Source organism: Halomonas sp. E14 (assembly GCF_052568415.1).
This window is the reverse complement of record NZ_CP199423.1, coordinates 3,312,885-3,336,819: the sequence shown is the minus strand read 5'-3', so window position 1 is coordinate 3,336,819 and position 23,935 is coordinate 3,312,885. Positions and strand designations below refer to the sequence as shown.

Annotated in this window: 28 protein-coding genes and 1 tRNA gene; all 29 read left to right on the top strand. The window is 61.8% G+C overall.

Features of this window, described 5'->3' with window-relative positions:
- Positions 1–72 precede the first annotated feature (72 nt).
- The 29 genes from ACT7B3_RS15625 (at position 73) to rpsH (ending at position 23,930) form a co-directional block, all read left to right on the top strand.
- Positions 73–148, top strand: a tRNA-Trp gene (locus ACT7B3_RS15625).
- 74 nt (positions 149–222) lie between these two features.
- On the top strand, positions 223–591 hold the full coding sequence (gene secE / locus ACT7B3_RS15620) for a preprotein translocase subunit SecE (protein WP_445158569.1): 369 nt from the start codon (positions 223–225) through the stop codon (positions 589–591).
- An 8-nt stretch (positions 592–599) separates the two neighbouring features.
- Positions 600–1,133, top strand: a complete 534-nt coding sequence (nusG, locus tag ACT7B3_RS15615) for a transcription termination/antitermination protein NusG (protein ID WP_444676682.1) — start codon at positions 600–602, stop codon at positions 1,131–1,133.
- Positions 1,134–1,224: 91 nt separating this feature from the next.
- Positions 1,225–1,656 carry a 50S ribosomal protein L11 gene (rplK, locus tag ACT7B3_RS15610; RefSeq protein ID WP_445158568.1) on the top strand — a complete coding sequence of 144 codons (432 nt, stop codon included), beginning with the start codon at positions 1,225–1,227 and terminating at the stop codon, positions 1,654–1,656.
- 2 nt (positions 1,657–1,658) lie between these two features.
- A complete protein-coding gene (gene rplA, locus ACT7B3_RS15605) occupies positions 1,659–2,351 on the top strand; it encodes a 50S ribosomal protein L1 (RefSeq protein ID WP_444676683.1) in 693 nt (230 codons plus the stop codon).
- Positions 2,352–2,616: 265 nt separating this feature from the next.
- Entirely contained in the window at positions 2,617–3,120 is a 504-nt protein-coding gene (gene rplJ, locus ACT7B3_RS15600; RefSeq protein WP_444679255.1) for a 50S ribosomal protein L10, read from the top strand.
- 87 nt (positions 3,121–3,207) lie between these two features.
- Positions 3,208–3,576: a 50S ribosomal protein L7/L12 gene (gene rplL / locus ACT7B3_RS15595; protein ID WP_444676684.1), complete on the top strand. Its 369-nt coding sequence runs from the start codon at positions 3,208–3,210 to the stop codon at positions 3,574–3,576.
- Between the two features lie 231 nt (positions 3,577–3,807).
- On the top strand, positions 3,808–7,887 hold the full coding sequence (rpoB, locus tag ACT7B3_RS15590; RefSeq protein WP_445158567.1) for a DNA-directed RNA polymerase subunit beta: 4,080 nt from the start codon (positions 3,808–3,810) through the stop codon (positions 7,885–7,887).
- A gap of 11 nt (positions 7,888–7,898) precedes the next feature.
- Entirely contained in the window at positions 7,899–12,119 is a 4,221-nt protein-coding gene (gene rpoC, locus ACT7B3_RS15585) for a DNA-directed RNA polymerase subunit beta' (RefSeq protein ID WP_445158566.1), read from the top strand.
- A 139-nt stretch (positions 12,120–12,258) separates the two neighbouring features.
- Positions 12,259–12,633 (top strand): 30S ribosomal protein S12, encoded by a 375-nt coding sequence (gene rpsL, locus ACT7B3_RS15580; protein ID WP_444676686.1) that lies wholly within the window; start codon positions 12,259–12,261, stop codon positions 12,631–12,633.
- A gap of 123 nt (positions 12,634–12,756) precedes the next feature.
- Complete coding sequence (rpsG, locus tag ACT7B3_RS15575; protein ID WP_010626463.1) at positions 12,757–13,227, top strand: 30S ribosomal protein S7; 471 nt, start codon at positions 12,757–12,759, stop codon at positions 13,225–13,227.
- Positions 13,228–13,272: 45 nt separating this feature from the next.
- The gene (fusA, locus tag ACT7B3_RS15570; RefSeq protein ID WP_445158565.1) at positions 13,273–15,393 is read left to right on the top strand and encodes an elongation factor G; all 2,121 of its coding nucleotides are present in this window, start codon (positions 13,273–13,275) and stop codon (positions 15,391–15,393) included.
- Positions 15,394–15,423: 30 nt separating this feature from the next.
- Positions 15,424–16,617, top strand: coding sequence for an elongation factor Tu (gene tuf, locus ACT7B3_RS15565; RefSeq protein ID WP_444676687.1), 1,194 nt, complete (start codon positions 15,424–15,426; stop codon positions 16,615–16,617).
- A gap of 164 nt (positions 16,618–16,781) precedes the next feature.
- Positions 16,782–17,093, top strand: coding sequence for a 30S ribosomal protein S10 (gene rpsJ, locus ACT7B3_RS15560; protein ID WP_010626466.1), 312 nt, complete (start codon positions 16,782–16,784; stop codon positions 17,091–17,093).
- Positions 17,094–17,247: 154 nt separating this feature from the next.
- Positions 17,248–17,886 carry a 50S ribosomal protein L3 gene (gene rplC / locus ACT7B3_RS15555; protein WP_444676688.1) on the top strand — a complete coding sequence of 213 codons (639 nt, stop codon included), beginning with the start codon at positions 17,248–17,250 and terminating at the stop codon, positions 17,884–17,886.
- A 14-nt stretch (positions 17,887–17,900) separates the two neighbouring features.
- Entirely contained in the window at positions 17,901–18,506 is a 606-nt protein-coding gene (gene rplD / locus ACT7B3_RS15550; RefSeq protein WP_444676689.1) for a 50S ribosomal protein L4, read from the top strand.
- On the top strand, positions 18,503–18,799 hold the full coding sequence (gene rplW / locus ACT7B3_RS15545; protein WP_111413338.1) for a 50S ribosomal protein L23: 297 nt from the start codon (positions 18,503–18,505) through the stop codon (positions 18,797–18,799). The genes rplD and rplW overlap by 4 nt, the downstream gene beginning before the upstream one ends.
- A gap of 17 nt (positions 18,800–18,816) precedes the next feature.
- A complete protein-coding gene (rplB, locus tag ACT7B3_RS15540) occupies positions 18,817–19,644 on the top strand; it encodes a 50S ribosomal protein L2 (RefSeq protein WP_444676690.1) in 828 nt (275 codons plus the stop codon).
- Positions 19,645–19,666: 22 nt separating this feature from the next.
- On the top strand, positions 19,667–19,942 hold the full coding sequence (gene rpsS, locus ACT7B3_RS15535; RefSeq protein WP_009098993.1) for a 30S ribosomal protein S19: 276 nt from the start codon (positions 19,667–19,669) through the stop codon (positions 19,940–19,942).
- Between the two features lie 18 nt (positions 19,943–19,960).
- Positions 19,961–20,293, top strand: coding sequence for a 50S ribosomal protein L22 (rplV, locus tag ACT7B3_RS15530; protein WP_010626471.1), 333 nt, complete (start codon positions 19,961–19,963; stop codon positions 20,291–20,293).
- A gap of 11 nt (positions 20,294–20,304) precedes the next feature.
- Positions 20,305–21,006 carry a 30S ribosomal protein S3 gene (gene rpsC / locus ACT7B3_RS15525; RefSeq protein ID WP_086507995.1) on the top strand — a complete coding sequence of 234 codons (702 nt, stop codon included), beginning with the start codon at positions 20,305–20,307 and terminating at the stop codon, positions 21,004–21,006.
- 15 nt (positions 21,007–21,021) lie between these two features.
- Complete coding sequence (gene rplP, locus ACT7B3_RS15520; protein WP_444676691.1) at positions 21,022–21,435, top strand: 50S ribosomal protein L16; 414 nt, start codon at positions 21,022–21,024, stop codon at positions 21,433–21,435.
- Positions 21,435–21,626 carry a 50S ribosomal protein L29 gene (gene rpmC, locus ACT7B3_RS15515; protein ID WP_010626474.1) on the top strand — a complete coding sequence of 64 codons (192 nt, stop codon included), beginning with the start codon at positions 21,435–21,437 and terminating at the stop codon, positions 21,624–21,626. Before rplP ends, rpmC begins: the two co-directional genes overlap by 1 nt.
- A gap of 1 nt (position 21,627) precedes the next feature.
- Positions 21,628–21,888 carry a 30S ribosomal protein S17 gene (gene rpsQ, locus ACT7B3_RS15510; protein ID WP_444676692.1) on the top strand — a complete coding sequence of 87 codons (261 nt, stop codon included), beginning with the start codon at positions 21,628–21,630 and terminating at the stop codon, positions 21,886–21,888.
- Between the two features lie 39 nt (positions 21,889–21,927).
- Complete coding sequence (rplN, locus tag ACT7B3_RS15505) at positions 21,928–22,299, top strand: 50S ribosomal protein L14 (RefSeq protein ID WP_444676693.1); 372 nt, start codon at positions 21,928–21,930, stop codon at positions 22,297–22,299.
- Positions 22,300–22,313: 14 nt separating this feature from the next.
- Positions 22,314–22,631, top strand: coding sequence for a 50S ribosomal protein L24 (gene rplX, locus ACT7B3_RS15500; RefSeq protein ID WP_444676694.1), 318 nt, complete (start codon positions 22,314–22,316; stop codon positions 22,629–22,631).
- Positions 22,632–22,649: 18 nt separating this feature from the next.
- Positions 22,650–23,189: a 50S ribosomal protein L5 gene (gene rplE / locus ACT7B3_RS15495; RefSeq protein WP_444676695.1), complete on the top strand. Its 540-nt coding sequence runs from the start codon at positions 22,650–22,652 to the stop codon at positions 23,187–23,189.
- Positions 23,190–23,199: 10 nt separating this feature from the next.
- Positions 23,200–23,505, top strand: coding sequence for a 30S ribosomal protein S14 (rpsN, locus tag ACT7B3_RS15490; protein WP_444676696.1), 306 nt, complete (start codon positions 23,200–23,202; stop codon positions 23,503–23,505).
- A gap of 32 nt (positions 23,506–23,537) precedes the next feature.
- Positions 23,538–23,930, top strand: a complete 393-nt coding sequence (rpsH, locus tag ACT7B3_RS15485; protein WP_444676697.1) for a 30S ribosomal protein S8 — start codon at positions 23,538–23,540, stop codon at positions 23,928–23,930.
- The last annotated feature ends 5 nt before the right edge of the window (positions 23,931–23,935 follow it).

Genomic DNA, 23,935 nt, shown 5'->3' with positions numbered 1-23,935 from the left:
GTAGGCGAGCTCTTCGCTATCATGACGCCCGCTGTCGCGCATGCACAGATAGTAGTGTGTGGCGGCAAGTTCAGGCCAGTAGCTCAATTGGCAGAGCAGCGGTCTCCAAAACCGCAGGTTGGGGGTTCGATTCCCTCCTGGCCTGCCAACCTCCCTCAGGTTGGCATCTTTTTTCCGCAGTTGCGCAAGTTCGATTGCCGCGCCTTGAGGAGTCTCGTTTTCATGAAACATAACGCCGAGGTGCAAGAGTCGCGCCACGACGGGCTCAAGTGGGCGGTGGTCGTCACTCTGCTGGTCGTAGCGGTGGTGGGAAACACCTACTTTGCCGATCAGGCTCTTCTTTATCGCGTGCTGGGTGTTGTGGTGCTTTGTGTTCTGGCTGGCGTGATCGCGCTGACCACTGCCAGGGGGCGAGATCTCGCCGAGCTGGCGAAGAGCTCCAAGAAAGAGATCCAGCGCGTAGTGTGGCCGACCCGTCCCGAAACCGTGCAGACCACCGCCATCGTGCTTGTTGCCGTGTTGGTGGTGGGGCTGATGCTGTGGCTGATCGACACCCTTCTTAGCTGGGCGATGTCCGGCGTCATCGGTTAGGAGTCTTCATGTCCAAGCGTTGGTACGTCGTGCACGCCTATTCAGGTTTTGAGAAACATGTCATGCGCTCCCTCAAGGAGCGGGTGAAGCTATATGGCATGGAGGATCGCTTCGGCGAGATCTTGGTGCCCACGGAAGAAGTCGTCGAAATGCGCGATGGCAAGCGCCGCAAGAGCGAACGCAAGTTCTATCCCGGCTATGTGCTGGTCGAGATGGAAATGGATGATGCGACCTGGCACCTGGTCAACGAGACGCCGCGTGTGATGGGCTTCATCGGTGGTACCAAGGAAAAGCCGGCGCCCATCACCCAGCGCGAGGCTGATGCAATCTTGCGCCGCGTAAAGGATGGCAGCGACAAGCCGCGGCCCAAGACCATGTTCGAGCCTGGGCAGTCAGTGCGTGTCGTCGACGGTCCTTTTGCCGATTTCAATGGCGTCGTGGAAGAGGTCAACTACGACAAGAGTCGCTTGCAGGTCAGCGTATTGATCTTCGGGCGCTCAACGCCTGTAGAGCTGGAATTCGCGCAGGTCGAGAAAGAGTAAGTCTTCGCGTCCTGCTGCATATCGAGGCCGCCGTCAGGCGGCCGTTTGATCAGGGGAGCCGCAAGGCGTTATTACCCAACTGGAGTGAATCATGGCCAAGAAAGTACAGGCTTACATCAAGCTGCAGGTGGCAGCTGGTAAGGCCAACCCGAGTCCCCCCGTTGGCCCGGCGCTGGGTCAGCATGGTGTGAACATCATGGAGTTCTGTAAGGCATTCAATGCCGCGACTCAGGACATGGAGCCGGGTCTGCCGACTCCCGTGGTCATCACCGTTTATTCCGACCGCAGTTTCACCTTCATCACCAAGACGCCCCCTGCGGCCGTCCTGCTGAAGAAGGCGGCTGGCATCAAGTCCGGCTCCGGTGAGCCGAACAAGAAGAAGGTCGGTACCGTGACCCGTGAGCAGCTCGAAGAGATCGCCAAGACCAAGGAGCCGGACCTGACGGCTGCCGACCTCGACGCCGCGGTGCGCACCGTTGCTGGTACTGCCCGTAGCATGGGCCTCAACGTGGAGGGTCTCTGATCATGGCCAAGCTGTCCAAGCGCGCGCAGATGATTCGCGAGAAGGTTGACGCTACCAAGGCGTACAGCCTGGAAGAGGCCGTGGCCCTGCTCGCCGAACTCTCTACTGTCAAGTTCAAGGAGTCGCTGGACGTCGCCATCAATCTGGGCGTCGATCCGCGTAAATCCGACCAGGTGGTGCGTGGCGCCACCGTGATGCCCAACGGAACTGGCAAGGACGTCCGCGTCGCCGTGTTCACTCAGGGTGCCAGCGCCGACGCTGCCAAGGAAGCCGGTGCCGACATCGTCGGCATGGACGATCTGGCCGAGCAGGTCAAGAAAGGCCAGCTCGACTTCGACGTTGTGATCGCCTCGCCGGACGCCATGCGCGTGGTCGGCCAGCTCGGCCAGATCCTCGGTCCGCGTGGACTGATGCCGAACCCCAAGGTCGGTACCGTGACGCCCGACGTCGCCACTGCGGTGAAAAACGCCAAGGCGGGTCAGGTGCGCTTCCGTACTGACAAGAACGGTATCATCCATACCACCCTGGGCAAGGTCGATTTCGAGGCCGATGCCATCCGTGGCAACCTGGAAGCGCTGATTTCAGACCTCAAGCGTCTGAAGCCGAGCACCTCCAAGGGCATCTATTTCAAGAAGGTCACCCTGTCCACCACCATGGGCCCCGGGCTGACCGTCGACCACTCCGCGCTGGTCTGACGAGTTAGGTCGAGTCAAGAGCAATAACTTTGCGGTCCCCGGTGCTGTGAAAGGCATCGGGCGCCGTCAAAGACCGCAGGCGCCGCCCTCTTTCGAGTGGGCGGCTTAATACCCCTCGGGGAGCCTGCGCAGATGGTGTGGCCGCCAGCTAGCTGGTGAGCACCATCACCCAGGACTTCCCCCGCGCCCGCCAAGGCATCGGGAGGAAGAGATGGTAACCCCCGGAGCCTGCCTTGCATGGTTCCGGCACGAAGGAGTGATCACTGTGCCACTAGCACTCGAAGGCAAGAAGGCGATTGTTGCCGAGGTCAGTGAAGCCGCCAAGAGCGCTCTCTCCGTCGTCGTTGCCGATTCTCGTGGCGTGACGGTCGAGAAGATGACCGCCCTGCGCAAGCAGGCCCGTGAGAATGGCGTCCAGCTGCGTGTTGTTCGCAACACCCTGGCGCGTCGCGCCCTCTCCGGCACTCAGTGGGAGTGTCTGAACGAGAGCTTCGTTGGTCCTTCTCTGCTGGCTTTCTCCGTTGAGCATCCGGGCGCTGCTGCCCGTCTGTTCAAGGATTTTGCCAAGGACGAGAAGAACTTCGAAGTCAAGGCGCTGGCCTACGAAGGCGAGCTGATCCCGGCTGGCGACATCGACCGTCTGGCGACACTGCCGACCTATGACGAAGCCATCGCCAAGCTGATGTCCGTCATGAAAGAAGCATCCGCCGGCAAGCTGGTTCGCACCCTGGCCGCCCTGCGCGACCAGAAGCAGGAAGCCGCCGCCTAATCGGCGAACCCCTTTCTGCAGCCTTAGTCGAACACTGAATCCGAGCGCTCGGTGCGCCGAGGCTCCCGCAAAGTTAGGAATATCGAAATGGCACTGACCAAAGAAGACATCATCAACGCCGTCGCCGACATGTCCGTCATGGAAGTCGTCGAGCTGATCGAAGCGATGGAAGAGAAGTTCGGCGTTTCTGCCGCTGCTGCCGTTGTGGCCGGCCCGGCTGCCGCTGGCGAAGTCGCTGAAGAGCAGACCGAGTTCGACCTGGTGCTGGCCAGCGCTGGCGACAAGAAGGTTAACGTGATCAAGGCGGTGCGCGAGATCACCGGCCTGGGCCTGAAGGAAGCCAAGGCAGCCGTCGACGGCGCTCCGGCAACCCTGAAGGAAGCCATGTCCAAGGACGACGCCGAAGCGGCCAAGAAGAAGCTGGAAGAAGCTGGCGCTACCGTGGAGCTCAAGTAACTCTTGTGCCCATGGCTTTGCGCGCTGCGTAAGCTTCCACGGCTGGTGGCGGGCCCTCCCGCTGCCGGCCTTTTTCTGTTGCACTAGCGCCTTGCTGACGCAGCGACGCTAGAAGAATCCCGACGGCGAGCTTCCCCCTGTGGAGCTTGCCGTCAGCGCCTGACGGGGCGACCCGTCGGGTGGCGCCGACCACGCATCGGTCACCCATGGTGAACAAGCTGGGGAATACAGATGGCTTACTCATACACTGAGAAAAAACGCATCCGCAAGGATTTCGGCAAACTGCCCCAAGTGATGGATGTGCCCTACCTGCTGGCGATCCAGCTTGATTCCTATTACGACTTCCTCCAGCAGGACCGCTCACCCGAGGAGCGTCTCGAGGTCGGCCTGCATGCGGCGTTCAAGTCCGTGTTCCCGATCGAGAGCTTCTCCGGCAACGCCGCGCTCGAATACGTTAGCTACCGTTTCGGCACCCCGGCGTTCGATGTCAAGGAGTGCCAGCTGCGCGGCGTCACCTATTCGGCGCCCCTGCGGGTCAAGGTTCGCTTGATCATCTACGATCGCGACTCCTCGAACAAGGCCATCAAGGACATCAAGGAGCAGGAAGTCTACATGGGGGAAATCCCCCTGATGACCGAGAACGGTACCTTCGTGGTCAACGGCACCGAGCGGGTCATCGTCTCCCAGCTGCACCGTTCGCCGGGTGTGTTCTTCGATCATGACAAGGGCAAGAGCCACTCCTCTGGCAAGCTGCTCTATTCCGCCCGCGTGATTCCCTATCGTGGTTCCTGGCTCGACTTCGAGTTCGATCCCAAGGACAACGTCTTCGTGCGTATCGACCGTCGCCGCAAGCTGCCGGCCACGGTATTGCTGCGTGCGCTGGGCATGAGCGCCGAGGAGATCCTCGACGAATTCTTCGACACCAGCACCTTCCACATCGAGAAAAGCGGCTTTTCCGTGGAGCTGGTGCCTTCTCGTCTGCGCGGCGAGACCGCCACCTTCGACATCAAGGATGCCGACGGCAGCCTGATCGTTGAGGAGGGGCGCCGTATCACCCAGAAGCATATCCGTCAGCTGGAGAAGGCCGGCCTCGAGCGCCTCGAGGTGCCGATGGACTACCTGTTCGGCAAGACCCTGGCCAAGGACCAGGTCGATGCCAGCACTGGCGAGCTGATCTGCCCCTGCAACACCGCCATCACCCCCGAACTGCTCGAAAAAATCGGCCAGGCCGGTATCACCAAGGTCGAGACGCTTTACACCAATGACCTGGACTGCGGTCCGTTCGTCTCCGAGACCCTGCGCCTGGATACCACCAGCTCGCAGCTCGAGGCGCTGGTCGAAATCTATCGTATGATGCGCCCCGGCGAGCCGCCCACCAAGGAAGCTGCCGAGACGCTGTTCCACAACCTGTTCTTCACCGAAGACCGCTACGACCTCTCCGGCGTCGGTCGCATGAAGTTCAACCGTCGTCTGCGCCGCGAGTCTGACACCGGCTCCGGCGTGCTCGACAACCGCGACATTCTCGACGTGCTCAAGGAGCTGATCTACATCCGTAACGGCTTCGGTGAAGTCGACGATATCGATCACCTGGGCAACCGTCGCATCCGCTGCGTCGGCGAGATGGCCGAGAACCAGTTCCGTGTTGGCCTGGTGCGCGTCGAGCGTGCGGTCAAGGAGCGTCTCTCCATGGCCGAGAGCGAAGGCCTGATGCCGCAGGACCTGATCAACGCCAAGCCCGTGGCCGCGGCGGTCAAGGAGTTCTTCGGTTCCAGCCAGCTGTCGCAGTTCATGGACCAGAACAACCCGCTCTCCGAGGTCACCCACAAGCGCCGTGTCTCCGCGCTTGGTCCGGGCGGCCTGACTCGTGAGCGGGCCGGCTTCGAGGTGCGTGACGTTCACGCTACTCACTATGGCCGCCTGTGTCCGATCGAGACCCCGGAAGGTCCGAACATCGGTCTGATCAACTCGCTGGCCACCTACAGCCACACCAACAGCTACGGTTTCCTCGAGACGCCGTACCGCAAGGTGGTGGATCGCCAGCTCACCGACGAGGTGGTGCATCTCTCGGCCATCGAGGAGGGCGACTACATCATCGCCCAGGCCTCGGCGACCGTGGACGAGACCAACAAGCTGGTCGACGACCTGGTGCAGGTACGCCACAAGGGCGAGACCACCTTCATGCGCCCCGAGCAGGTGACCCTGATGGACGTGTCACCGCGGCAGGTCGTCTCCGTGGCCGCGGCGCTGATTCCGTTCCTCGAGCACGACGACGCCAACCGCGCACTGATGGGCTCGAACATGCAGCGTCAGGCGGTGCCGACCCTGCGCGCTGAGAAGCCGCTGGTGGGTACCGGCATGGAGCGCTTCGTCGCCCGTGACTCCGGCGTCTGCGCCGTGGCCCGGCGTGGCGGTGTGATCGACTCTGTCGACGCCAAGCGCATCGTGGTACGCATCAACGAGGACGAGATCATCGGCGGCGAGGCCGGCGTCGACATCTACAACCTCACCAAGTACGTGCGTTCCAACCAGAACACCTGCATGAACCAGCGTCCGATCGTGCGGCCTGGTGACGTCGTGGCGCGTGGTGACATCCTGGCCGACGGTCCCTCCGTCGACATGGGCGACCTGGCGCTTGGCCAGAACATGCGCATCGCCTTCATGCCCTGGAACGGCTATAACTTCGAGGACTCGATCCTGCTTTCGGAGCGCGTGGTGCAGGAGGATCGATTCACCACCATCCACATCCAGGAGCTGACCTGCGTTTCCCGCGACACCAAGCTGGGGCCGGAGGAGATCACCTCCGATATTCCCAACGTCGGCGAGTCCGCGCTGGCCAAGCTCGACGAGGCCGGCGTGGTCTACATCGGTGCCGATGTCGGGCCGGGCGATATCCTGGTCGGCAAGGTCACGCCTAAGGGCGAGACCCAGCTGACGCCGGAAGAGAAGCTGCTGCGGGCGATCTTCGGCGAGAAGGCCTCCGACGTGAAGGACACCTCGCTGCGTGCGCCCACCGGGATGCGCGGCACCGTCATCGACGTGCAGGTGTTCACCCGCGACGGCGTGGAGAAGGACTCGCGGGCGCTGGCTATCGAACAGATGCAGCTCGACGAGGTCCGCAAGGACCTGCAGGAGACCTACCGCATCGCCGAGGAAGCCACCTTCGAGCGCCTCAAGCGCACCTTGTCCGGCGAGCCGGTCAACGGTGGGCCCAAGCTGAAGAAGGGCGACGTGCTCTCCGATAGCTACCTCGAGGAACTGCCGCGCCAGCAGTGGTTCAAGCTGCGTCTTCAGGACGAGTCGCTCAACGAGCTGCTGGCCCAGGCCGACGAGCAGCTGGAGAATCGCCGCAAGGAGATGGAAGAGCGCTTCGAGGACAAGAAGCGCAAGCTGACCCAGGGCGACGACCTGGCGCCGGGCGTGCTCAAGATCGTCAAGGTCTACCTGGCGGTCAAGCGGCGCATCCAGCCGGGTGACAAGATGGCCGGTCGTCACGGTAACAAGGGGGTCATCTCCGCCATCATGCCGGTCGAGGACATGCCCTTCGATGGCAAGGGTGAGCCGGTGGATATCGTCCTCAACCCGCTGGGCGTACCGTCGCGCATGAACGTCGGTCAGATCCTCGAGACCCACCTGGGCCTGGCGGCCTGGGGCCTGGGCCAGAAGATCGATGCCATGCTGCGCGAGGCGCGCGAGCAGCAGATCGCCCAGCTGCGGGAGTTCCTCGGCCAGGTCTACAACACTACCGAAGGTACGCGGATCGAAGATCTCGACTCGCTCACCGACGAGGAGATCATCGCACTGGCCAAGAACCTGCGTGGTGGCGTGCCGATGGCCTCGCCGGTATTCGACGGTGCCGCGGAAGGCGAGATCAAGCAACTGCTGCGCCTGGCCGACCTGCCGGATTCCGGACAGATGGCCCTGTATGACGGGCGTACCGGCGATGCCTTCGACCGCTCGGTGACGGTGGGCTACATGTACATGCTCAAGCTCAACCACCTGGTAGACGACAAGATGCACGCCCGTTCCACTGGCTCCTATTCGCTCGTCACCCAGCAGCCGCTGGGCGGCAAGGCGCAGTTCGGCGGCCAGCGCTTCGGTGAGATGGAGGTGTGGGCACTGGAAGCCTACGGTGCCGCCTACACCCTCCAGGAGATGCTCACGGTGAAGTCCGACGACGTGGAAGGTCGCACCAAGATGTACAAGAGCATTGTCGACGGCGACCACACCATGCATGCCGGCATGCCGGAGTCCTTCAACGTACTGGTGAAGGAAATCCGTTCGCTGGGCATCGATATCGAGTTAGAGAGCTAGGAGCCGACTCCATGAAAGATTTGGTGAAAGTCCTCAAGTCGCAGTCACAGTCCGAAGAGTTCGATGCGATCAAGATCTCGCTCGCCTCGCCGGACATGATCCGCTCCTGGTCCTATGGTGAGGTCAAGAAGCCCGAGACCATCAACTACCGCACCTTCAAGCCGGAGCGGGATGGCCTGTTCTGCGCTAAGATTTTCGGTCCGGTGAAGGACTACGAGTGCCTGTGCGGCAAGTACAAGCGCATGAAGCACCGCGGCATCATCTGCGAGAAGTGCGGCGTCGAGGTGACCAAGGCCGCCGTGCGCCGCGAGCGCATGGGCCACATCGAGCTGGCCTCGCCGGTGGCACACATCTGGTTCCTCAAGTCGCTGCCGTCGCGTATCGGCATGTTCCTCGACATGACCCTGCGCGACATCGAGCGGGTGCTCTATTTCGAGAGCTTCGTGGTCATCGATCCGGGTATGACCACCTTGGAGCGCGGCCAGCTGCTCAACGACGAGCAGTACTTCGAGGCCCTCGAGGAGTTCGGTGACGACTTCGACGCCCGCATGGGCGCCGAGGCGATCCAGGCGCTGCTCAAGGACATCGACCTCGCCGAGGAGGTCGACCGCCTGCGCGAGGAGATCCCGCAGACCAACTCCGAGACCAAGATCAAGAAGCTCTCCAAGCGGCTCAAGCTGCTCGAGGCCTTCCTCAACTCCGGCAACGACCCGGCGTGGATGGTCATGGAAGTGCTGCCGGTGCTGCCGCCGGACCTGCGTCCGCTGGTGCCGCTGGACGGCGGCCGCTTTGCCACCTCCGACCTCAACGATCTGTACCGCCGGGTGATCAACCGCAACAACCGACTGAAGCGGCTGCTCGACCTCAATGCGCCGGACATCATTGTGCGTAACGAGAAGCGCATGCTGCAGGAGGCGGTGGATGCGCTGCTCGACAACGGCCGTCGCGGCCGGGCCATCACCGGCTCCAACAAGCGTCCGCTGAAGTCGCTGGCCGACATGATCAAGGGCAAGCAGGGGCGCTTCCGCCAGAACCTGCTGGGCAAGCGCGTCGACTACTCCGGCCGTTCGGTCATCACCGTCGGCCCGACCCTGCGCCTGCACCAGTGCGGTCTGCCGAAGAAGATGGCGCTGGAGCTGTTCAAGCCGTTCATCTACTCGAAGCTGCAGTCGCTGGGCCACGCCTCCACCATCAAGGCGGCCAAGAAGATGGTCGAGCGCGAGCTGCCCGAGGTGTGGGACATCCTCGCCGACGTCATTCGCGAGCATCCGGTGCTGCTCAACCGTGCGCCGACCCTGCACCGCCTCGGCATCCAGGCCTTCGAGCCGCTGCTGATCGAAGGCAAGGCGATCCAGCTGCACCCGCTGGTGTGTGCCGCCTACAACGCCGACTTCGACGGTGACCAGATGGCGGTCCACGTGCCGCTGACGCTGGAAGCCCAGCTCGAGGCGCGGGCGCTGATGATGGCCACCAACAACGTGCTGTCGCCGGCCAACGGTGACCCGATCATCGTGCCGTCGCAGGACGTCGTTCTGGGTCTGTACTACATGACCCGCGAGAAGATCAACGCCAAGGGCGAGGGCATGGTGTTCTCCGACCTCAATGAGGTGGAGCGCGCCTTCGGCACCCAGAATGTGTCGCTGCATGCCCGCGTCAAGGTGCGCCTGACTGAGATTCTGATCGACGAGGAGAGCGGCGAGCAGAGCACCGCGCGCACCCTCTACGACACCACCGTGGGCCGTGCGCTGCTGTTCCGCATCCTGCCCGACGGCGTGCCCTTCGAGCTGGTCGATCAGCCGATGAAGAAGAAGGCGATCTCCAGGCTGCTCAACGAGGTCTATCGCCGTGCCGGCCTCAAGCCGACGGTCATCTTTGCCGACCAGCTGATGTACACCGGCTTTCGCATGGCGACCTGGTCGGGCGCGTCTATCGGCGTCAACGACTTCGTCATTCCCGATGAGAAGAGCGAGATCGTCGAAGCCGCCGAGGCCGAGGTCAAGGAGATCGAGGACCAGTTCTCCTCCGGCCTCGTCACCGCGGGCGAGAAGTACAACAAGGTCATCGACATCTGGTCCAAGGCCAACGACAAGGTGGCCAAGGCGATGATGGCGGGCATCTCCAAGGAGACCGTGGTCGACCGCGACGGCAACGAGGTGGAGCAGGACTCGTTCAACAGCGTGTTCATCATGGCCGACTCCGGCGCCCGGGGTAGCGCCGCCCAGATTCGCCAGTTGGCAGGGATGCGCGGCCTGATGGCCAAGCCCGACGGCTCAATCATCGAGACGCCGATCGTGGCCAACTTCCGCGAGGGCCTGAACGTACTGCAGTACTTCATCTCGACCCACGGCGCCCGGAAGGGTCTGGCGGATACCGCTCTCAAGACCGCCAACTCCGGTTACCTGACCCGTCGTCTGGTCGATGTGGCTCAGGACATGGTGATTACCGAGATCGACTGCGGTACCGAGCAGGGCCTCACCCTGCACCCGGTCATCGAGGGTGGCGACATCATCGTCTCGCTGGCCCAGCGCGTGCTGGGCCGCGTGGTGGCGCAGGATGTCATCGATCCGGCCACCGACGAGGTGCTGATCGAGAAGGGCACCCTGCTCGACGAGGCCTGGTGCGAGCGCCTCGATACCATGGGCGTCGACGAGATCGTGGTGCGCAGCGCCATCACCTGTGAATCGACCCACGGCGTCTGTTCGTCCTGTTATGGCCGCGACCTGGCTCGCGGGCATCAGGTCAACATCGGCGAGGCCGTGGGCGTTATTGCCGCCCAGTCGATCGGTGAGCCGGGTACCCAGCTGACCATGCGGACCTTCCACATCGGTGGTGCCGCTTCACGTGCTTCGGCAGTGGACAGCGTGCAGGTCAAGCACGGTGGTAAAGTCCGCCTGCACAACATGAAGTTCGTGGAGCGCGCCGACGGCAAGCTGGTGGTGGTGTCCCGCTCCAGCGCCCTGGCGGTGGCCGACGAGCATGGCCGCGAGCGCGAGTATTACAAGCTTCCCTACGGTGCCGAGCTGTCGGTCAAGGACGGCGAGGCGGTGGATGCCGGCCAGGCCGTGGCGAAGTGGGACCCGCACACCCACCCGATCATCGCCGAGGCGGCGGGTAAGGTGCAGTACGTCGACATGGACGAAGGGGTCACGATCCACCGCAGCGTGGACGAGATGACCGGTCTCTCCTCCATCGAGGTGATCGAGTCGGCGGCGCGTCCCCAGGCGGGCCGTGACAAGCGCCCGATGATTCTGCTCACTGACGAAAGCGGTGAGCCGGTCAGCGTGGCGGGTTCCAATACGCCGGTGCAGTACCTGCTGCCGGGCAACGCCATTGTCTCGGTGGATGATGGCTCGCAGATCGGCGTCGGCGAGATCGTCGCGCGTATCCCGGTGGAGGCGTCCGGTACCAAGGACATCACCGGGGGTCTGCCGCGTGTGGCCGATTTGTTCGAGGCGCGTAAGCCGAAGGAGCCGGCCATCCTCGCCGACATCAGCGGTACGGTCAGCTTCGGCAAGGAGACCAAGGGCAAGCGTCGCCTGACGATCACGCCGGACGACAACAGCGACCCGTTCGAGATGCTGATTCCCAAGTGGCGCCAGATCGCCGTCTTTGAGGGGGAGAGCGTCGAGAAAGGCGAGGTGATCTCGGACGGCCCGAGCAACCCGCACGACATCCTGCGTCTGTTGGGCGTGGCGGAGCTGGCCAAATACATCACCGCCGAGATCCAGGAGGTCTACCGTCTGCAGGGCGTAGGTATCAACGACAAGCACATCGAGGTGATCGTGCGTCAGATGCTGCGCAAGGTGGAGATCACCGACGCCGGCGACTCCGACTTTATCCCGGGCGACCAGGTCGAACTGGTCCGGGTGCTGGAGCAGAATGCGCGGTTGACCCAGGCCGACAAGTTCCCAGCTAAGTACCAGCGTGTGCTGCTGGGTATCACCAAGGCCAGCCTGGCCACCGAGTCGTTTATCTCCGCGGCCTCCTTCCAGGAGACCACGCGGGTGCTGACCGAGGCAGCGGTGACCGGCAAGCGCGACTACCTGCGCGGCCTGAAGGAGAACGTGGTGGTGGGTCGCCTGATCCCGGCGGGTACGGGTCTGGCTCACCATCAGGAGCGCCGCCGCAAGCGGGACGACACCGAGCGTCTGCTCCACCCGTCGGCCTTCGACGTCGAGCAGGAGCTGGGTGCCCAGCTCACCGCACTCGATTCGGACGACGACGAACTGTAGCAGGTCGGCGGACGTCAGGCGGGGTTCCCCGCTTGACGTCTTGCCTGCTAACCCTTAGAATGCGCAGCCTTTAACAGTGGGGTGGGTGCGCCCGCGTCCGCTGGAAAGGCAAGGCAACCATTGGAGTCAGCTACACAACATGGCAACGATCAATCAGCTCGTGCGCAAGCCGCGCAAGCGCCCCGTCGCCAAGAGCGACGTGCCGGCGCTGCAGGCCTGTCCGCAGAAGCGCGGTGTCTGTACCCGCGTCTACACTACCACCCCGAAGAAGCCGAACTCGGCCCTGCGTAAGGTCTGCCGTGTGCGCCTGACCAACGGGTTCGAAGTGTCGTCCTATATCGGTGGTGAAGGCCACAACCTTCAGGAACACTCTGTCGTGCTGATCCGCGGCGGTCGTGTCAAGGACTTGCCGGGTGTGCGTTACCACACCGTGCGCGGCGCCCTGGATACCTCCGGCGTGCAGAACCGCAAGCAGGCCCGTTCCAAGTACGGTACCAAGCGTCCGAAGTCCTAATAGGCCTCGGTACGTAACAGAATCAATTCGGTCTGATAAGAGTAAGGTCGGGCGTCGCGGGTTCGTTACGAGCGTGCGGGAGTTCCGGGTTTGCCTGAAAGACCCTTCGCTAGAGGGCTTGTCATGCCTAGAAGAAGAGTTGTTGCCAAGCGCGAGATCCTGCCGGATCCCAAGTTCGGAAGTGAGCGTTTGGCCAAGTTCATGAACCACCTGATGGTCAGCGGCAAGAAGTCCACAGCTGAGCGCATCGTCTATGGTGCGCTGGACACGGTTGCCGAGCGTAGCAAGGAAGAGCCGCTGGAGATTTTCGATCGCGCGCTGGAAGCCATCCAGCCGATGGTCGAGGTCAAGTCCCGCCGCGTCGGCGGTGCAACCTATCAGGTGCCGGTAGAAGTTCGTCCGTCGCGTCGCCAGGCGTTGGCCATGCGCTGGCTGGTGGATGCGGCGCGCAAGCGTGGTGAGAAGACCATGGTGCAGCGCCTCGCCGGCGAAATGCTCGATGCCGCGGAAGGCAAGGGCTCAGCGGTGAAGAAGCGTGAAGACGTGCATCGCATGGCGGAAGCCAACAAGGCGTTCTCGCACTACCGTTTCTAAGCGCAGCGCTTCTAAACGCATCGCCAACCAACGGGGAGTTCCACCGTGGCACGCAAGACACCTCTCAACCGCTATCGCAACATCGGGATCTGTGCCCACGTCGACGCGGGCAAGACCACTACTACCGAGCGTGTGCTGTTCTACACCGGCTTGTCCCACAAGCTGGGTGAAGTGCACGACGGTGCTGCCACCACCGACTGGATGGAGCAGGAGCAGGAGCGGGGCATTACCATTACCTCAGCTGCTGTCACCACCTTCTGGAAGGGCATGAGTCAGCAGTTCGACGAGCACCGCATCAACATCATCGACACCCCCGGGCACGTCGACTTCACCGTCGAGGTTGAGCGTTCCCTGCGCGTGCTCGACGGTGCCGTCGTGGTGCTGTGCGGCAGCTCCGGCGTTCAGCCGCAGACCGAGACCGTCTGGCGCCAGGCCAACAAGTACGAAGTGCCGCGCATGGTGTTCGTCAATAAGATGGACCGTACCGGCGCCGACTTCTTCATGGTTGTCAGCCAGCTCAAGGACCGCCTGAACGCCAATGCGGTGCCGATCCAGATCAACTGGGGCACCGAGGAAGAGTTCAAAGGCGTCATCGACCTGATCGAGATGAAGGCCATTCTCTGGAATGAAGCCGATCAGGGCATGAGCTACCAGCTGGTCGAAATCCCGGAAGAGCTTCAGGAAACTGCCGCCGAGTATCGCGAGCAGATGATGGAAGCCGCCGCGGAAGCCTCCGAAGAGCTGATGGATAAGTACCTCGAAGAGGGCGAGCTCTCTAACGAGGAGATCAAGGCCGGCCTGCGTCGCCGCACCCTGGACAACGAGATCGTGCTGGTCACCTGCGGTTCGGCGTTCAAGAACAAGGGCGTGCAGGCGGTACTGGATGCCATCGTCGAGTACATGCCGTCCCCGGTCGAGGTCAAGGCCATTGAGGGCGAGCTGGACGATAAGGACGGCACCATCGCCACCCGCGAGGCTGACGACAACGCGCCGTTCGCTGCGCTGGCGTTCAAGATTGCTACCGACCCCTTCGTCGGTACCCTGACCTTCATCCGCGTCTACTCGGGCGTGCTGAATTCCGGCGACAGCGTCTACAACTCCGTCAAGCAGAAGAAGGAGCGCATCGGCCGTATCGTGCAGATGCACGCCAACTCGCGCGAGGAGATCAAGCAGGTCTACGCTGGCGATATCGCCGCCTGTATCGGCTTGAAGGACGTCACTACCGGTGACACCCTGTGTGATCTCGAGAACAAGATCGTGCTCGAGCGCATGGAATTCCCTGAGCCGGTTATCTCGGTCGCCGTCGAGCCGAAGTCCAAGGCCGATCAGGAGAAGATGGGCGTGGCGCTGGGCAAGCTGGCCCAGGAGGATCCGTCCTTCCGCGTCAAGACCGATGAAGAAACCGGCCAGACCATCATCTCCGGCATGGGCGAGCTGCACCTGGACATCATCGTCGACCGCATGCGTCGCGAGTTTAAGGTCGAAGCGAACATCGGCAAGCCGCAGGTCGCCTACCGCGAAACCATCCGCGGCAAGGTCGAGCAGGAAGGCAAGTTCGTGCGTCAGTCCGGTGGTCGTGGCCAGTACGGTCATGTCTGGCTGCGCATCGAGCCGCTCACCGAGGCGGACAAGGGCGACGACGAAGAAATGCACTTCAAGTTCGCGTCCGAGATCGTCGGCGGTGTGGTACCCAAGGAGTACGTGGGTGCCGTCGAGAAAGGGGCCTACGAGCAGCTGCAGAACGGCGTCATCGCGGGTTATCCGATGATTGACGTCAAGGTCACGCTGTACGATGGCTCCTACCATGACGTGGACTCGAACGAGAACGCGTTCAAGGTCGCCTCTTCCATGGCTGTCAAGGAAGGGGCGCGCAAGGCCAAGGCCGTGCTGCTGGAACCGGTGATGAAGGTCGAAGTCGTGACCCCCGAGGATTTCATGGGTGACGTCATGGGCGACCTCAACCGTCGCCGCGGTCTGGTACAAGGCATGGATGACTCTTCCTCCGGAAAGATCATCCGCGCGATGGTGCCGCTGGGTGAGATGTTCGGTTATGCGACCGATCTGCGCTCACAGACCCAGGGTCGTGCGAGCTACGTTATGGAGTTCGCGAAGTACGAAGAGGCGCCCTCCAGCATCGTTGAAGCCGTCATCAATCAGAAAGGCTAACCGCTAGCAAACGTTAAAGAGGTTATCGAAGTGGCTAAGGAAAAATTCGAACGTTCCAAACCGCACGTCAACGTCGGCACCATCGGTCACGTCGACCACGGCAAGACCACTCTGACTGCGGCCCTGACTCGCGTTTCTGCTGAGGTGTTTGGTGGCGAGATGCGTGCTTTCGACACCATCGACAATGCCCCGGAAGAGCGTGAGCGCGGTATCACCATCGCGACGTCTCACGTCGAGTACCAGTCCGAAGCGCGTCACTACGCGCACGTCGACTGCCCGGGACACGCCGACTACGTCAAGAACATGATCACCGGTGCCGCGCAGATGGACGGCGCCATCCTGGTCTGTTCCGCAGCTGACGGCCCCATGCCGCAGACTCGCGAGCACATCCTGCTGTCTCGCCAGGTTGGCGTTCCGTACATCGTCGTGTTCCTGAACAAGGCCGACATGGTCGACGACGAAGAGCTGCTTGAGCTGGTCGAGATGGAAGTTCGCGAGCTGCTCAACGAGTACGACTTCCCGGGCGACGACACGCCGATCATCATTGGCTCCGCGCTGATGGCCCTGAACGGCGAAGACGACAACGGCATGGGCACCACCGCCGTTGCCAACCTGATCAAGGCGCTGGACGACTATATCCCCGAGCCGGAGCGTGCCATCGATCAGCCGTTCCTGATGCCGATCGAGGACGTGTTCTCCATCTCCGGCCGTGGCACCGTGGTTACCGGTCGTATCGAGCGCGGTATCGTCAAGTCTGGCGAGGAAGTCGAGATCGTCGGTATCCGTGACACCACCAAGACCACCGTTACCGGTGTCGAGATGTTCCGCAAGCTGCTCGACGAAGGTCGTGCCGGTGAGAACGTCGGCGCCCTGCTGCGCGGCACCAAGCGTGATGAAGTCGAGCGTGGTCAGGTTCTGGCCAAGCCGGGCACCATCAAGCCGCACACCGTCTTCGAAGCCGAAGTTTACGTGCTGTCCAAGGAAGAAGGTGGTCGTCACACCCCGTTCTTCAAGGGCTACCGTCCGCAGTTCTACTTCCGTACCACTGACGTGACCGGTACCTGTGAACTGCCGGAAGGCGTTGAGATGGTCATGCCGGGCGACAACGTCAAGATGGTTGTCACCCTGATCGCTCCGATCGCCATGGACGATGGCCTGCGTTTCGCCATCCGCGAGGGCGGTCGTACCGTCGGCGCCGGCGTCGTGGCCAAGATCGTTCAGTAAGCCGCTGGCTGCTGACTGATCGAAGGGGGCTCCGCAAGGAGCCCCCTTTCTGCGCACCTGAAGCAGAGTGTTTGACTCTCGTCTTGGGGGTGCATATAATGCGCATCCTTTGAATGCGTGGGTAGGCGGCTTGTGCCGTCGCCATCCATTGGAGTTTAGGGCAAATGCAGAACCAGAAGATTCGCATTCGGTTGAAGGCGTTCGACCATCGCCTGATCGACCAGTCCGCCGCGGAGATCGTCGATACCGCCAAGCGTACCGGTGCTCAGGTTCGGGGTCCGATCCCGCTGCCGACCAATCGTGAGCGCTACACGGTGCTGATTTCGCCGCACGTCAACAAGGACGCGCGCGACCAGTACGAGATTCGCACTCACAAGCGTGTGCTCGACATCGTCGAGCCGACCGAAAAAACCGTCGATGCGCTGATGAAGCTCGACCTCGCCGCCGGCGTGGACGTGCAGATCAAACTCGACTAACCACACTAGACACCCCGCGGCCCAGCGCTTCACGTGATGATCAGTTGAAGCAGCAGCCGCCACGCCGTGATGGCGTCATACAACGTGCTAGTGGAATGCTCTGGAAAGGGCAGCCATAGCGGGTGATAGCCCCGTACACTAAAGGAGACTGAGAATGACTATCGGTTTGGTCGGTAGAAAGGCCGGTATGACCCGTGTCTTTACCGAGGAGGGCGCTTCCGTGCCCGTGACCGTTATCGAGGTTGCGCCGAATCGCGTCACTAGCGTGAAGAGCGTCGAAAGCGACGGTTACGCTGCGATTCAGGTGACAGCCGGCTCCCGCAAGGCCAAGCACCTTACCAAGGCGCAAGCCGGGCTTTATGCCAAGGCTGGTGTCGAGGCCGGTCGTTCGCTGATGGAGTTCCGCCTCGCTGAAGGCGATGAAGCTCCGGAAGTGGGCGGCGAACTCACCGTATCCCTTTTCGAAGCTGGTCAGAAGGTCGATGTGACCGGCACCTCCAAGGGCAAGGGCTTCCAGGGCGCCGTCAAGCGCTGGAACTTCCGCACCCAGGACGCCACTCACGGCAACTCCCTGTCGCACCGTGCGCCGGGTTCCATCGGTATGTGCCAGACGCCGGGCCGTGTCTTCAAAGGCAAGAAAATGGCCGGCCAGATGGGCAATGTCCGCTGCACCGTGCAGAGCCTCGAAGTCGTTCGCGTTGATGCCGAGCGTAACCTGCTGCTGATCAAGGGTGCCGTGCCCGGCGCTACCGGTAGCGAAGTCATCGTGCGCAGCGCCGTCAAAGCTGGCTGAAGGGGATAACACCGATGAATCTGAATCTTGCTGCAGGCGCGGGTACTGTCGAAGTCGCCGACGCCACCTTTGGCAAAGAATTCAACGAAGCGCTGGTTCACCAGGTCGTCACCGCCTATCTGGCCGGTGCGCGTCAGGGGACTCGTGCTCAGAAGACCCGTTCTGACGTCAGCGGCGGTGGCAAGAAGCCGTGGCGCCAGAAGGGTACCGGCCGCGCTCGCGCCGGCACCATCCGTTCGCCGCTGTGGCGCAGCGGTGGCGTGACCTTCGCGGCTCGCCCGCAGGATCACTCCCAAAAAGTCAACCGCAAGATGTACCGTGCGGCGATGCGCGCCATTCTCTCTGAGCTGGTTCGTCAGGAACGCCTGATTGCCATCGACGAGTTCACGGTGGATGCGCCGAAGACCAAGCAGCTGGTCGCCAAGCTGGCTGAGCTGGGCCTGGAGAAAGCGCTGATCGTCACCGAGGAAGTCGACGAGAAGCTCTACCTGGCCGCTCGCAATATCCCCAACGTGGCGGTGGTGGATGTGGCTGCTGCCGATCCGGTGAGCCTGATCGCCTTCGACAAGGTGCTGGTCACCGTCTCTGCTCTGCGCAAATTCGAGGAGAAGCTGGCATGAACCAGGAGCGCGTATTCAAGGTTCTGCTTGGTCCGCACGTGACCGAGAAGGCCGCTTTCGCCGCCGAGCGCAACCAGTATGTGTTCAAAGTGGCCAGCGACGCGACCAAGCCGGAAATCAAGCAGGCCGTGCAGGTGCTGTTTGGCAAGAAGGTTGACCGCGTCCAGGTGCTGAACATGAAGGGCAAGACCAAGCGCACCGCGCACGGTCTGGGCCGCCGCCAGGGCTACCGCAAGGCCTACGTGACCCTGGCTGCTGGTGAAACGCTCGAAGACTTCACTGGCGCCGAATAAGGGCAGGAGTACGGATCATGGCAATCGTCAAGACTAAACCCACATCCGCCGGTCGTCGCCACGTCGTCAAGGTCGTCAGCGAAGATCTGCACAAGGGCAAGCCCTACGCACCCCTGCTCGAGAAGCAGTCGCGCAGCGGCGGTCGCAACAACTACGGTCGCATCACCACCCGTCACGTGGGCGGCGGTCACCGTCAGCACTACCGTCTGATCGACTTCAAGCGCACCAAGGATGGCGTTCCCGCCATCGTCGAGCGCCTCGAATACGATCCGAATCGTAGCGCCAACATTGCGCTGCTGAAGTACCTGGACGGCGAGCGTCGCTACATCATCGCGCCCAAAGGCGTGAGCGCTGGCGACAAGCTCGAGTCCGGTGTGAATGCGGCGATCAAGAAGGGCAACACCCTGCCGCTGCGCAACATTCCGCTGGGTTCCACCGTGCACTGCATCGAGCTCAAGCCCGGCAAGGGCGCGCAGATTGCTCGCAGCGCCGGAACCAGCGCTCAGCTGGTGGCGCGCGATGGCAACTACGCCACCCTGCGTTTGCGCTCCGGCGAGATGCGCAAGGTGCTGTCGGAGTGCCGTGCGACTCTGGGTGAAGTGAGCAATTCCGAGCACAGCCTGCGTCAGCTTGGCAAGGCCGGTGCAAAGCGCTGGAGAGGTGTACGACCGACCGTTCGTGGTGTGGCCATGAACCCGGTTGACCACCCGCATGGTGGCGGTGAAGGCCGCACCAGCGGAGGCCGTCATCCGGTGACCCCGTGGGGCGTACCCACCAAGGGCCACAAGACCCGCAAGAACAAGCGCACTGACGCGCTGATCGTTCGTCGCCGTAAGGCCAAGTAACAGACATTGAGGGGTAACGGCTGTGCCACGTTCACTGAAGAAAGGTCCTTTTATCGACCTTCATCTGCTGAAGAAGGTTGAGGCTGCAGTGGAAAAGAACGACCGCAAACCGATCAAGACTTGGTCGCGTCGTTCCATGATCCTGCCGAACATGGTGGGACTCACCATTGCAGTCCATAACGGTCGCCAACACGTCCCGGTGCATGTCTCCGAGGAAATGGTTGGCCACAAGCTGGGCGAATTCGCTGCCACCCGCACCTATCGCGGTCATGCGGCGGACAAGAAAGCCAAACGGTAAGCCAGAGAGGATTGAGAGATGGAAGTCACAGCTAAGCTGCGTGGCGCTCGTTTATCCGCCCAGAAGGCCCGTTTGGTGGCTGACCAGGTGCGCGGTAAGCCTGTCGCCGAGGCGCTCGACCTGCTGACCTTCTCCCCGAAGAAGGCTGCCAAGCTGGTCAAGAAGGTGCTGCAGTCCGCCATCGCGAATGCGGAAGAAAACAACGGCATGGATATCGACGAGCTGCGTGTCTCGACCATCTGCGTCGATGAGGGCATGACGCTCAAGCGCATCAAGCCGCGGGCCAAGGGTCGTGCGGATCGCATTCTGAAGCGCACTTGCCACATCACCGTCAAGGTAGCCGAGAAGTAGGAGTCGACCAGATGGGTCAGAAAGTCAATCCGACAGGTATTCGGCTGGGTATCGTCAAGGATCACACCTCGGTGTGGTACGCCGAACGCGGTGCTTATGCCGACAAGCTGAACAATGATCTCGAGGTACGTCGCTTCCTCGAGGAGCGCCTGAAGAACGCTTCGGTGAGTAAGATTACCATCGAGCGTCCGGCGAACAACGCTCGTATCACCATTCACACTGCCCGTCCGGGTATCGTGATCGGCAAGAAGGGCGAGGACGTCGACAAGCTGCGTCGTGACGTCACCGCGATGATGGGCGTGCCCGTGCACGTCAACATCGAGGAAGTCCGCAAGCCGGAACTCGACGCCAAGCTCGTCGCGCAGAATATCGCCGGCCAGCTCGAACGTCGCGTGATGTTCCGTCGCGCCATGAAGCGTTCCGTGCAGAACGCCATGCGCCTGGGTGCAGGTGGTATCAAGGTGATGCTGTCAGGTCGCCTGGGTGGTGCCGAAATCGCACGTACCGAGTGGTACCGCGAAGGCCGCGTGCCGCTTCATACCCTGCGTGCGGACATCGATTACGCCACCTACGAAGCAAAAACCACCTACGGCATCATCGGTGTCAAGGTTTGGGTCTTCAAGGGTGAAATCCTCGGGGGCATCGAAGAGGTCCGCGCCAAGGCCAAGCAACAGCCGCAGGCCGCGCCCTCCAAGAAGAAAGGTTCCAGGTAAGGGGAGAGCGAGTCGATGTTACAGCCCAAGCGCATGAAATTCCGCAAGATGATGAAGGGCCGCAACCGCGGTCTGGCCCATCGCGGAAGCAAGATCAGCTTCGGGGAATACGGCCTCAAAGCTACCGGTCGTGGCCGCCTCACCGCGCGTCAGATCGAAGCCGGCCGTCGCGCAATCACCCGCCACGTCAAGCGTGGCGGCAAGATCTGGATTCGCGTATTCCCTGATAAGCCGATTTCCAAGAAGCCTCTCGAAGTCCGTATGGGTAAGGGCAAGGGCTCCGTCGAGTACTGGGTCGCGCAGATCCAGCCGGGTCGGGTCCTGTATGAAATCGAAGGCGTGTCCGAAGAGCTGGCTCGTGAAGCCTTCACTCTCGCCGCCCAGAAAATGCCCGTATCCACCACCTTTGTGAAGCGGACGGTGATGTGATGAAAGCCCAGGAAATTCGTGAAAAGTCAGTCGAGCAGCTCCAGGAGCAGCTCTTCGAACTCCTCCGCGAGCAGTTCAACCTGCGCATGCAGAAGGCCACCGGCCAACTGAGCCAGACTCATCTGCTCAAGCAGGTTCGTCGGGACATCGCCCGGGTGAAGACTGTGCTCAACGAGAAGGCAGGTGACTGAGATGGCCGAAGAAAAGAAAGCCCGTACGCTCACCGGCAAGGTGGTGAGCGACAAGATGGAGAAGTCCATCGTCGTCATGATCGAGCGTCGCGAGCGTCATCCGATCTATGGCAAGTACGTCAAGCGCTCCACCAAGCTGCACGCCCATGACGAGGCGAACCAGGCGAAGACCGGCGATCTGGTTGCTATTCAGGAGTGCCGTCCGCTGTCCAAGAAGAAATCTTGGACCTTGGTCGAAGTGCTTGAGCAGGCCAAGGGCTAAGCTCGGCGTGAGCAGTCAGATTAGGTTTGGAGAAAACCGATGATTCAGACTCAGACAATGCTGGATGTCGCCGACAACAGCGGAGCGCGCCGGGTGCAGTGCATCAAGGTGCTCGGTGGTTCACACCGCCGTTACGCCCACGTTGGTGACATCATCAAGGTCACGGTGAAGGAAGCTATTCCCCGTGGCAAGGTCAAGAAGGGCCAGGTGCTCAAGGCAGTGGTCGTTCGCACCAGAAGTGGCGTGCGTCGTGCCGACGGCTCGCTGATTCGCTTCGACGGAAATGCGGCCGTTCTGTTGAACAACACCAACGAACAGCCGATCGGGACCCGTATCTTCGGGCCGGTGACCCGTGAACTTCGTAACGAGAAGTTCATGAAGATCATTTCCCTGGCGCCCGAAGTGCTGTAAGGAGCGAGGCGGATATGCAAAAGATCAAACGTGACGATCAAGTCATCGTCATCGCCGGCAAGGATAAGGGCAAGCGTGGCACCGTCAAGCGCGTCCTCAGGGACGACCGCTTCGTCGTGTCCGGTGTGAACATGATCAAGCGTCACACCAAGCCCAATCCTATGGCGGGCAATCAGGGCGGTATCGTCGAGCGCGAGGCTCCGATTCACGCGTCCAACGTGGCGATCTTCAATTCGGAGACCGGTAAGGCGGATCGCGTCGGCTTCCAGGTGAAGGAAGACGGTACCAAGGTACGCATCTACAAGTCGACGCAGACGCAGATCGACGCCTAACGCGAGTCGGGTAGCAAAATGGCGAACTTGAAAGAACGTTATCAGAACGAGGTGGTGGCTCAGCTCCAAGAGCAGTTCAGCTACGCCAACGTGATGCAGGTGCCGCGGATCACCAAGGTGACCCTCAACATGGGCATCGGTGACGCGACCAGCGACAAGAAGCTGATCGAGAATGCCATCGGCGACTTGGAGAAGCTCTCCGGTCAGAAGCCGCTGGTGACCAATGCGCGCAAGTCCGTCGCGGGCTTCAAGGTGCGCGAAGGTTGGCCGATCGGCATCAAGGTGACCCTGCGCGCCGAGCGCATGTGGGATTTCCTCGATCGCCTGGTCAACATCGCGATTCCCCGCGTACGTGACTTCCGTGGTCTCAACCCGAAGTCCTTCGACGGTCGCGGCAACTACTCCATGGGTGTACGTGAGCAGATCATCTTCCCCGAGATCGAGTATGATAAGATCGATCGGATTCGTGGTCTGGATGTCACCATCACCACTACTGCCAACACCGACGACGAAGGTCGTGCGCTGCTGAGCGCGCTGAACTTCCCGTTCAAGAAATAAGGGTGGGATCATGGCAAAGAAAAGCATGATGGAGCGTGAGCTCAAGCGCACCAAGCTGGTCGAGAAATATGCGGCCCGCCGTGCCGAGCTCAAGGCGATCATCCAGAGCGTGAACTCTTCCGATGAAGAGCGCTTCGAGGCGACGCTGAAGCTGCAGCAGTTGCCGCGCGACTCCAGTCCGGTACGCCAGCGTAACCGCTGTCGCATCACCGGTCGTCCGCACGGCTACTACAACAAGTTCGGCCTTGGCCGTAACAAGCTGCGTGAAGCCGCCATGCGTGGCGAGGTCCCTGGGCTGAAGAAGTCCAGCTGGTAAGCCGCCACGGAAACATCAGGAGCGCAACGTAAATGAGCATGCAAGACACTCTGGCGGATATGTTCACCCGTATCCGCAATGCGCAGATGGCCACCAAGGAGACGGTTACCATGCCGTCTTCCAAACTCAAGGTCGAGGTGGCCCGCGTATTGAAGGAAGAGGGCTACATTACCGACTTCGCGGTTGCTGAAGGCGCCAAGCCCGAGCTGACCGTGACCCTCAAGTATTTCGAGGGCAGGCCGGTCATCGAGCATCTGCAGCGGGTCTCCAAGCCCTCACTGCGCCAGTACAAGGGCAAGGATGCACTGCCCAAGGTAGCCGATGGTCTGGGTGTGGCGATCGTCAGCACTTCCAAGGGCGTGATGACCGACCGCGCCGCTCGCCAAGCGGGCGTCGGTGGCGAAGTCATCTGCACCGTATTCTAGGAGTC

Coding starts and splice junctions, on each gene's coding strand:
- rplE (WP_444676695.1), top strand. CDS start 22,650: ATGGCGAACTTGAAAGAACGTTATCAGAACGAGGTGGTGGCTCAGCTC.
- rplK (WP_445158568.1), top strand. CDS start 1,225: ATGGCCAAGAAAGTACAGGCTTACATCAAGCTGCAGGTGGCAGCTGGT.
- rplV (WP_010626471.1), top strand. CDS start 19,961: ATGGAAGTCACAGCTAAGCTGCGTGGCGCTCGTTTATCCGCCCAGAAG.
- rplW (WP_111413338.1), top strand. CDS start 18,503: ATGAACCAGGAGCGCGTATTCAAGGTTCTGCTTGGTCCGCACGTGACC.
- rpsG (WP_010626463.1), top strand. CDS start 12,757: ATGCCTAGAAGAAGAGTTGTTGCCAAGCGCGAGATCCTGCCGGATCCC.
- rpsJ (WP_010626466.1), top strand. CDS start 16,782: ATGCAGAACCAGAAGATTCGCATTCGGTTGAAGGCGTTCGACCATCGC.
- secE (WP_445158569.1), top strand. CDS start 223: ATGAAACATAACGCCGAGGTGCAAGAGTCGCGCCACGACGGGCTCAAG.
- rplA (WP_444676683.1), top strand. CDS start 1,659: ATGGCCAAGCTGTCCAAGCGCGCGCAGATGATTCGCGAGAAGGTTGAC.
- rplB (WP_444676690.1), top strand. CDS start 18,817: ATGGCAATCGTCAAGACTAAACCCACATCCGCCGGTCGTCGCCACGTC.
- rplL (WP_444676684.1), top strand. CDS start 3,208: ATGGCACTGACCAAAGAAGACATCATCAACGCCGTCGCCGACATGTCC.
- rpoC (WP_445158566.1), top strand. CDS start 7,899: ATGAAAGATTTGGTGAAAGTCCTCAAGTCGCAGTCACAGTCCGAAGAG.
- rpoB (WP_445158567.1), top strand. CDS start 3,808: ATGGCTTACTCATACACTGAGAAAAAACGCATCCGCAAGGATTTCGGC.
- rpsN (WP_444676696.1), top strand. CDS start 23,200: ATGGCAAAGAAAAGCATGATGGAGCGTGAGCTCAAGCGCACCAAGCTG.
- rpsQ (WP_444676692.1), top strand. CDS start 21,628: ATGGCCGAAGAAAAGAAAGCCCGTACGCTCACCGGCAAGGTGGTGAGC.
- rplN (WP_444676693.1), top strand. CDS start 21,928: ATGATTCAGACTCAGACAATGCTGGATGTCGCCGACAACAGCGGAGCG.
- rpsL (WP_444676686.1), top strand. CDS start 12,259: ATGGCAACGATCAATCAGCTCGTGCGCAAGCCGCGCAAGCGCCCCGTC.
- rpsH (WP_444676697.1), top strand. CDS start 23,538: ATGAGCATGCAAGACACTCTGGCGGATATGTTCACCCGTATCCGCAAT.
- rplX (WP_444676694.1), top strand. CDS start 22,314: ATGCAAAAGATCAAACGTGACGATCAAGTCATCGTCATCGCCGGCAAG.
- rplD (WP_444676689.1), top strand. CDS start 17,901: ATGAATCTGAATCTTGCTGCAGGCGCGGGTACTGTCGAAGTCGCCGAC.
- rplC (WP_444676688.1), top strand. CDS start 17,248: ATGACTATCGGTTTGGTCGGTAGAAAGGCCGGTATGACCCGTGTCTTT.
- rpmC (WP_010626474.1), top strand. CDS start 21,435: ATGAAAGCCCAGGAAATTCGTGAAAAGTCAGTCGAGCAGCTCCAGGAG.
- rplP (WP_444676691.1), top strand. CDS start 21,022: ATGTTACAGCCCAAGCGCATGAAATTCCGCAAGATGATGAAGGGCCGC.
- rpsC (WP_086507995.1), top strand. CDS start 20,305: ATGGGTCAGAAAGTCAATCCGACAGGTATTCGGCTGGGTATCGTCAAG.
- nusG (WP_444676682.1), top strand. CDS start 600: ATGTCCAAGCGTTGGTACGTCGTGCACGCCTATTCAGGTTTTGAGAAA.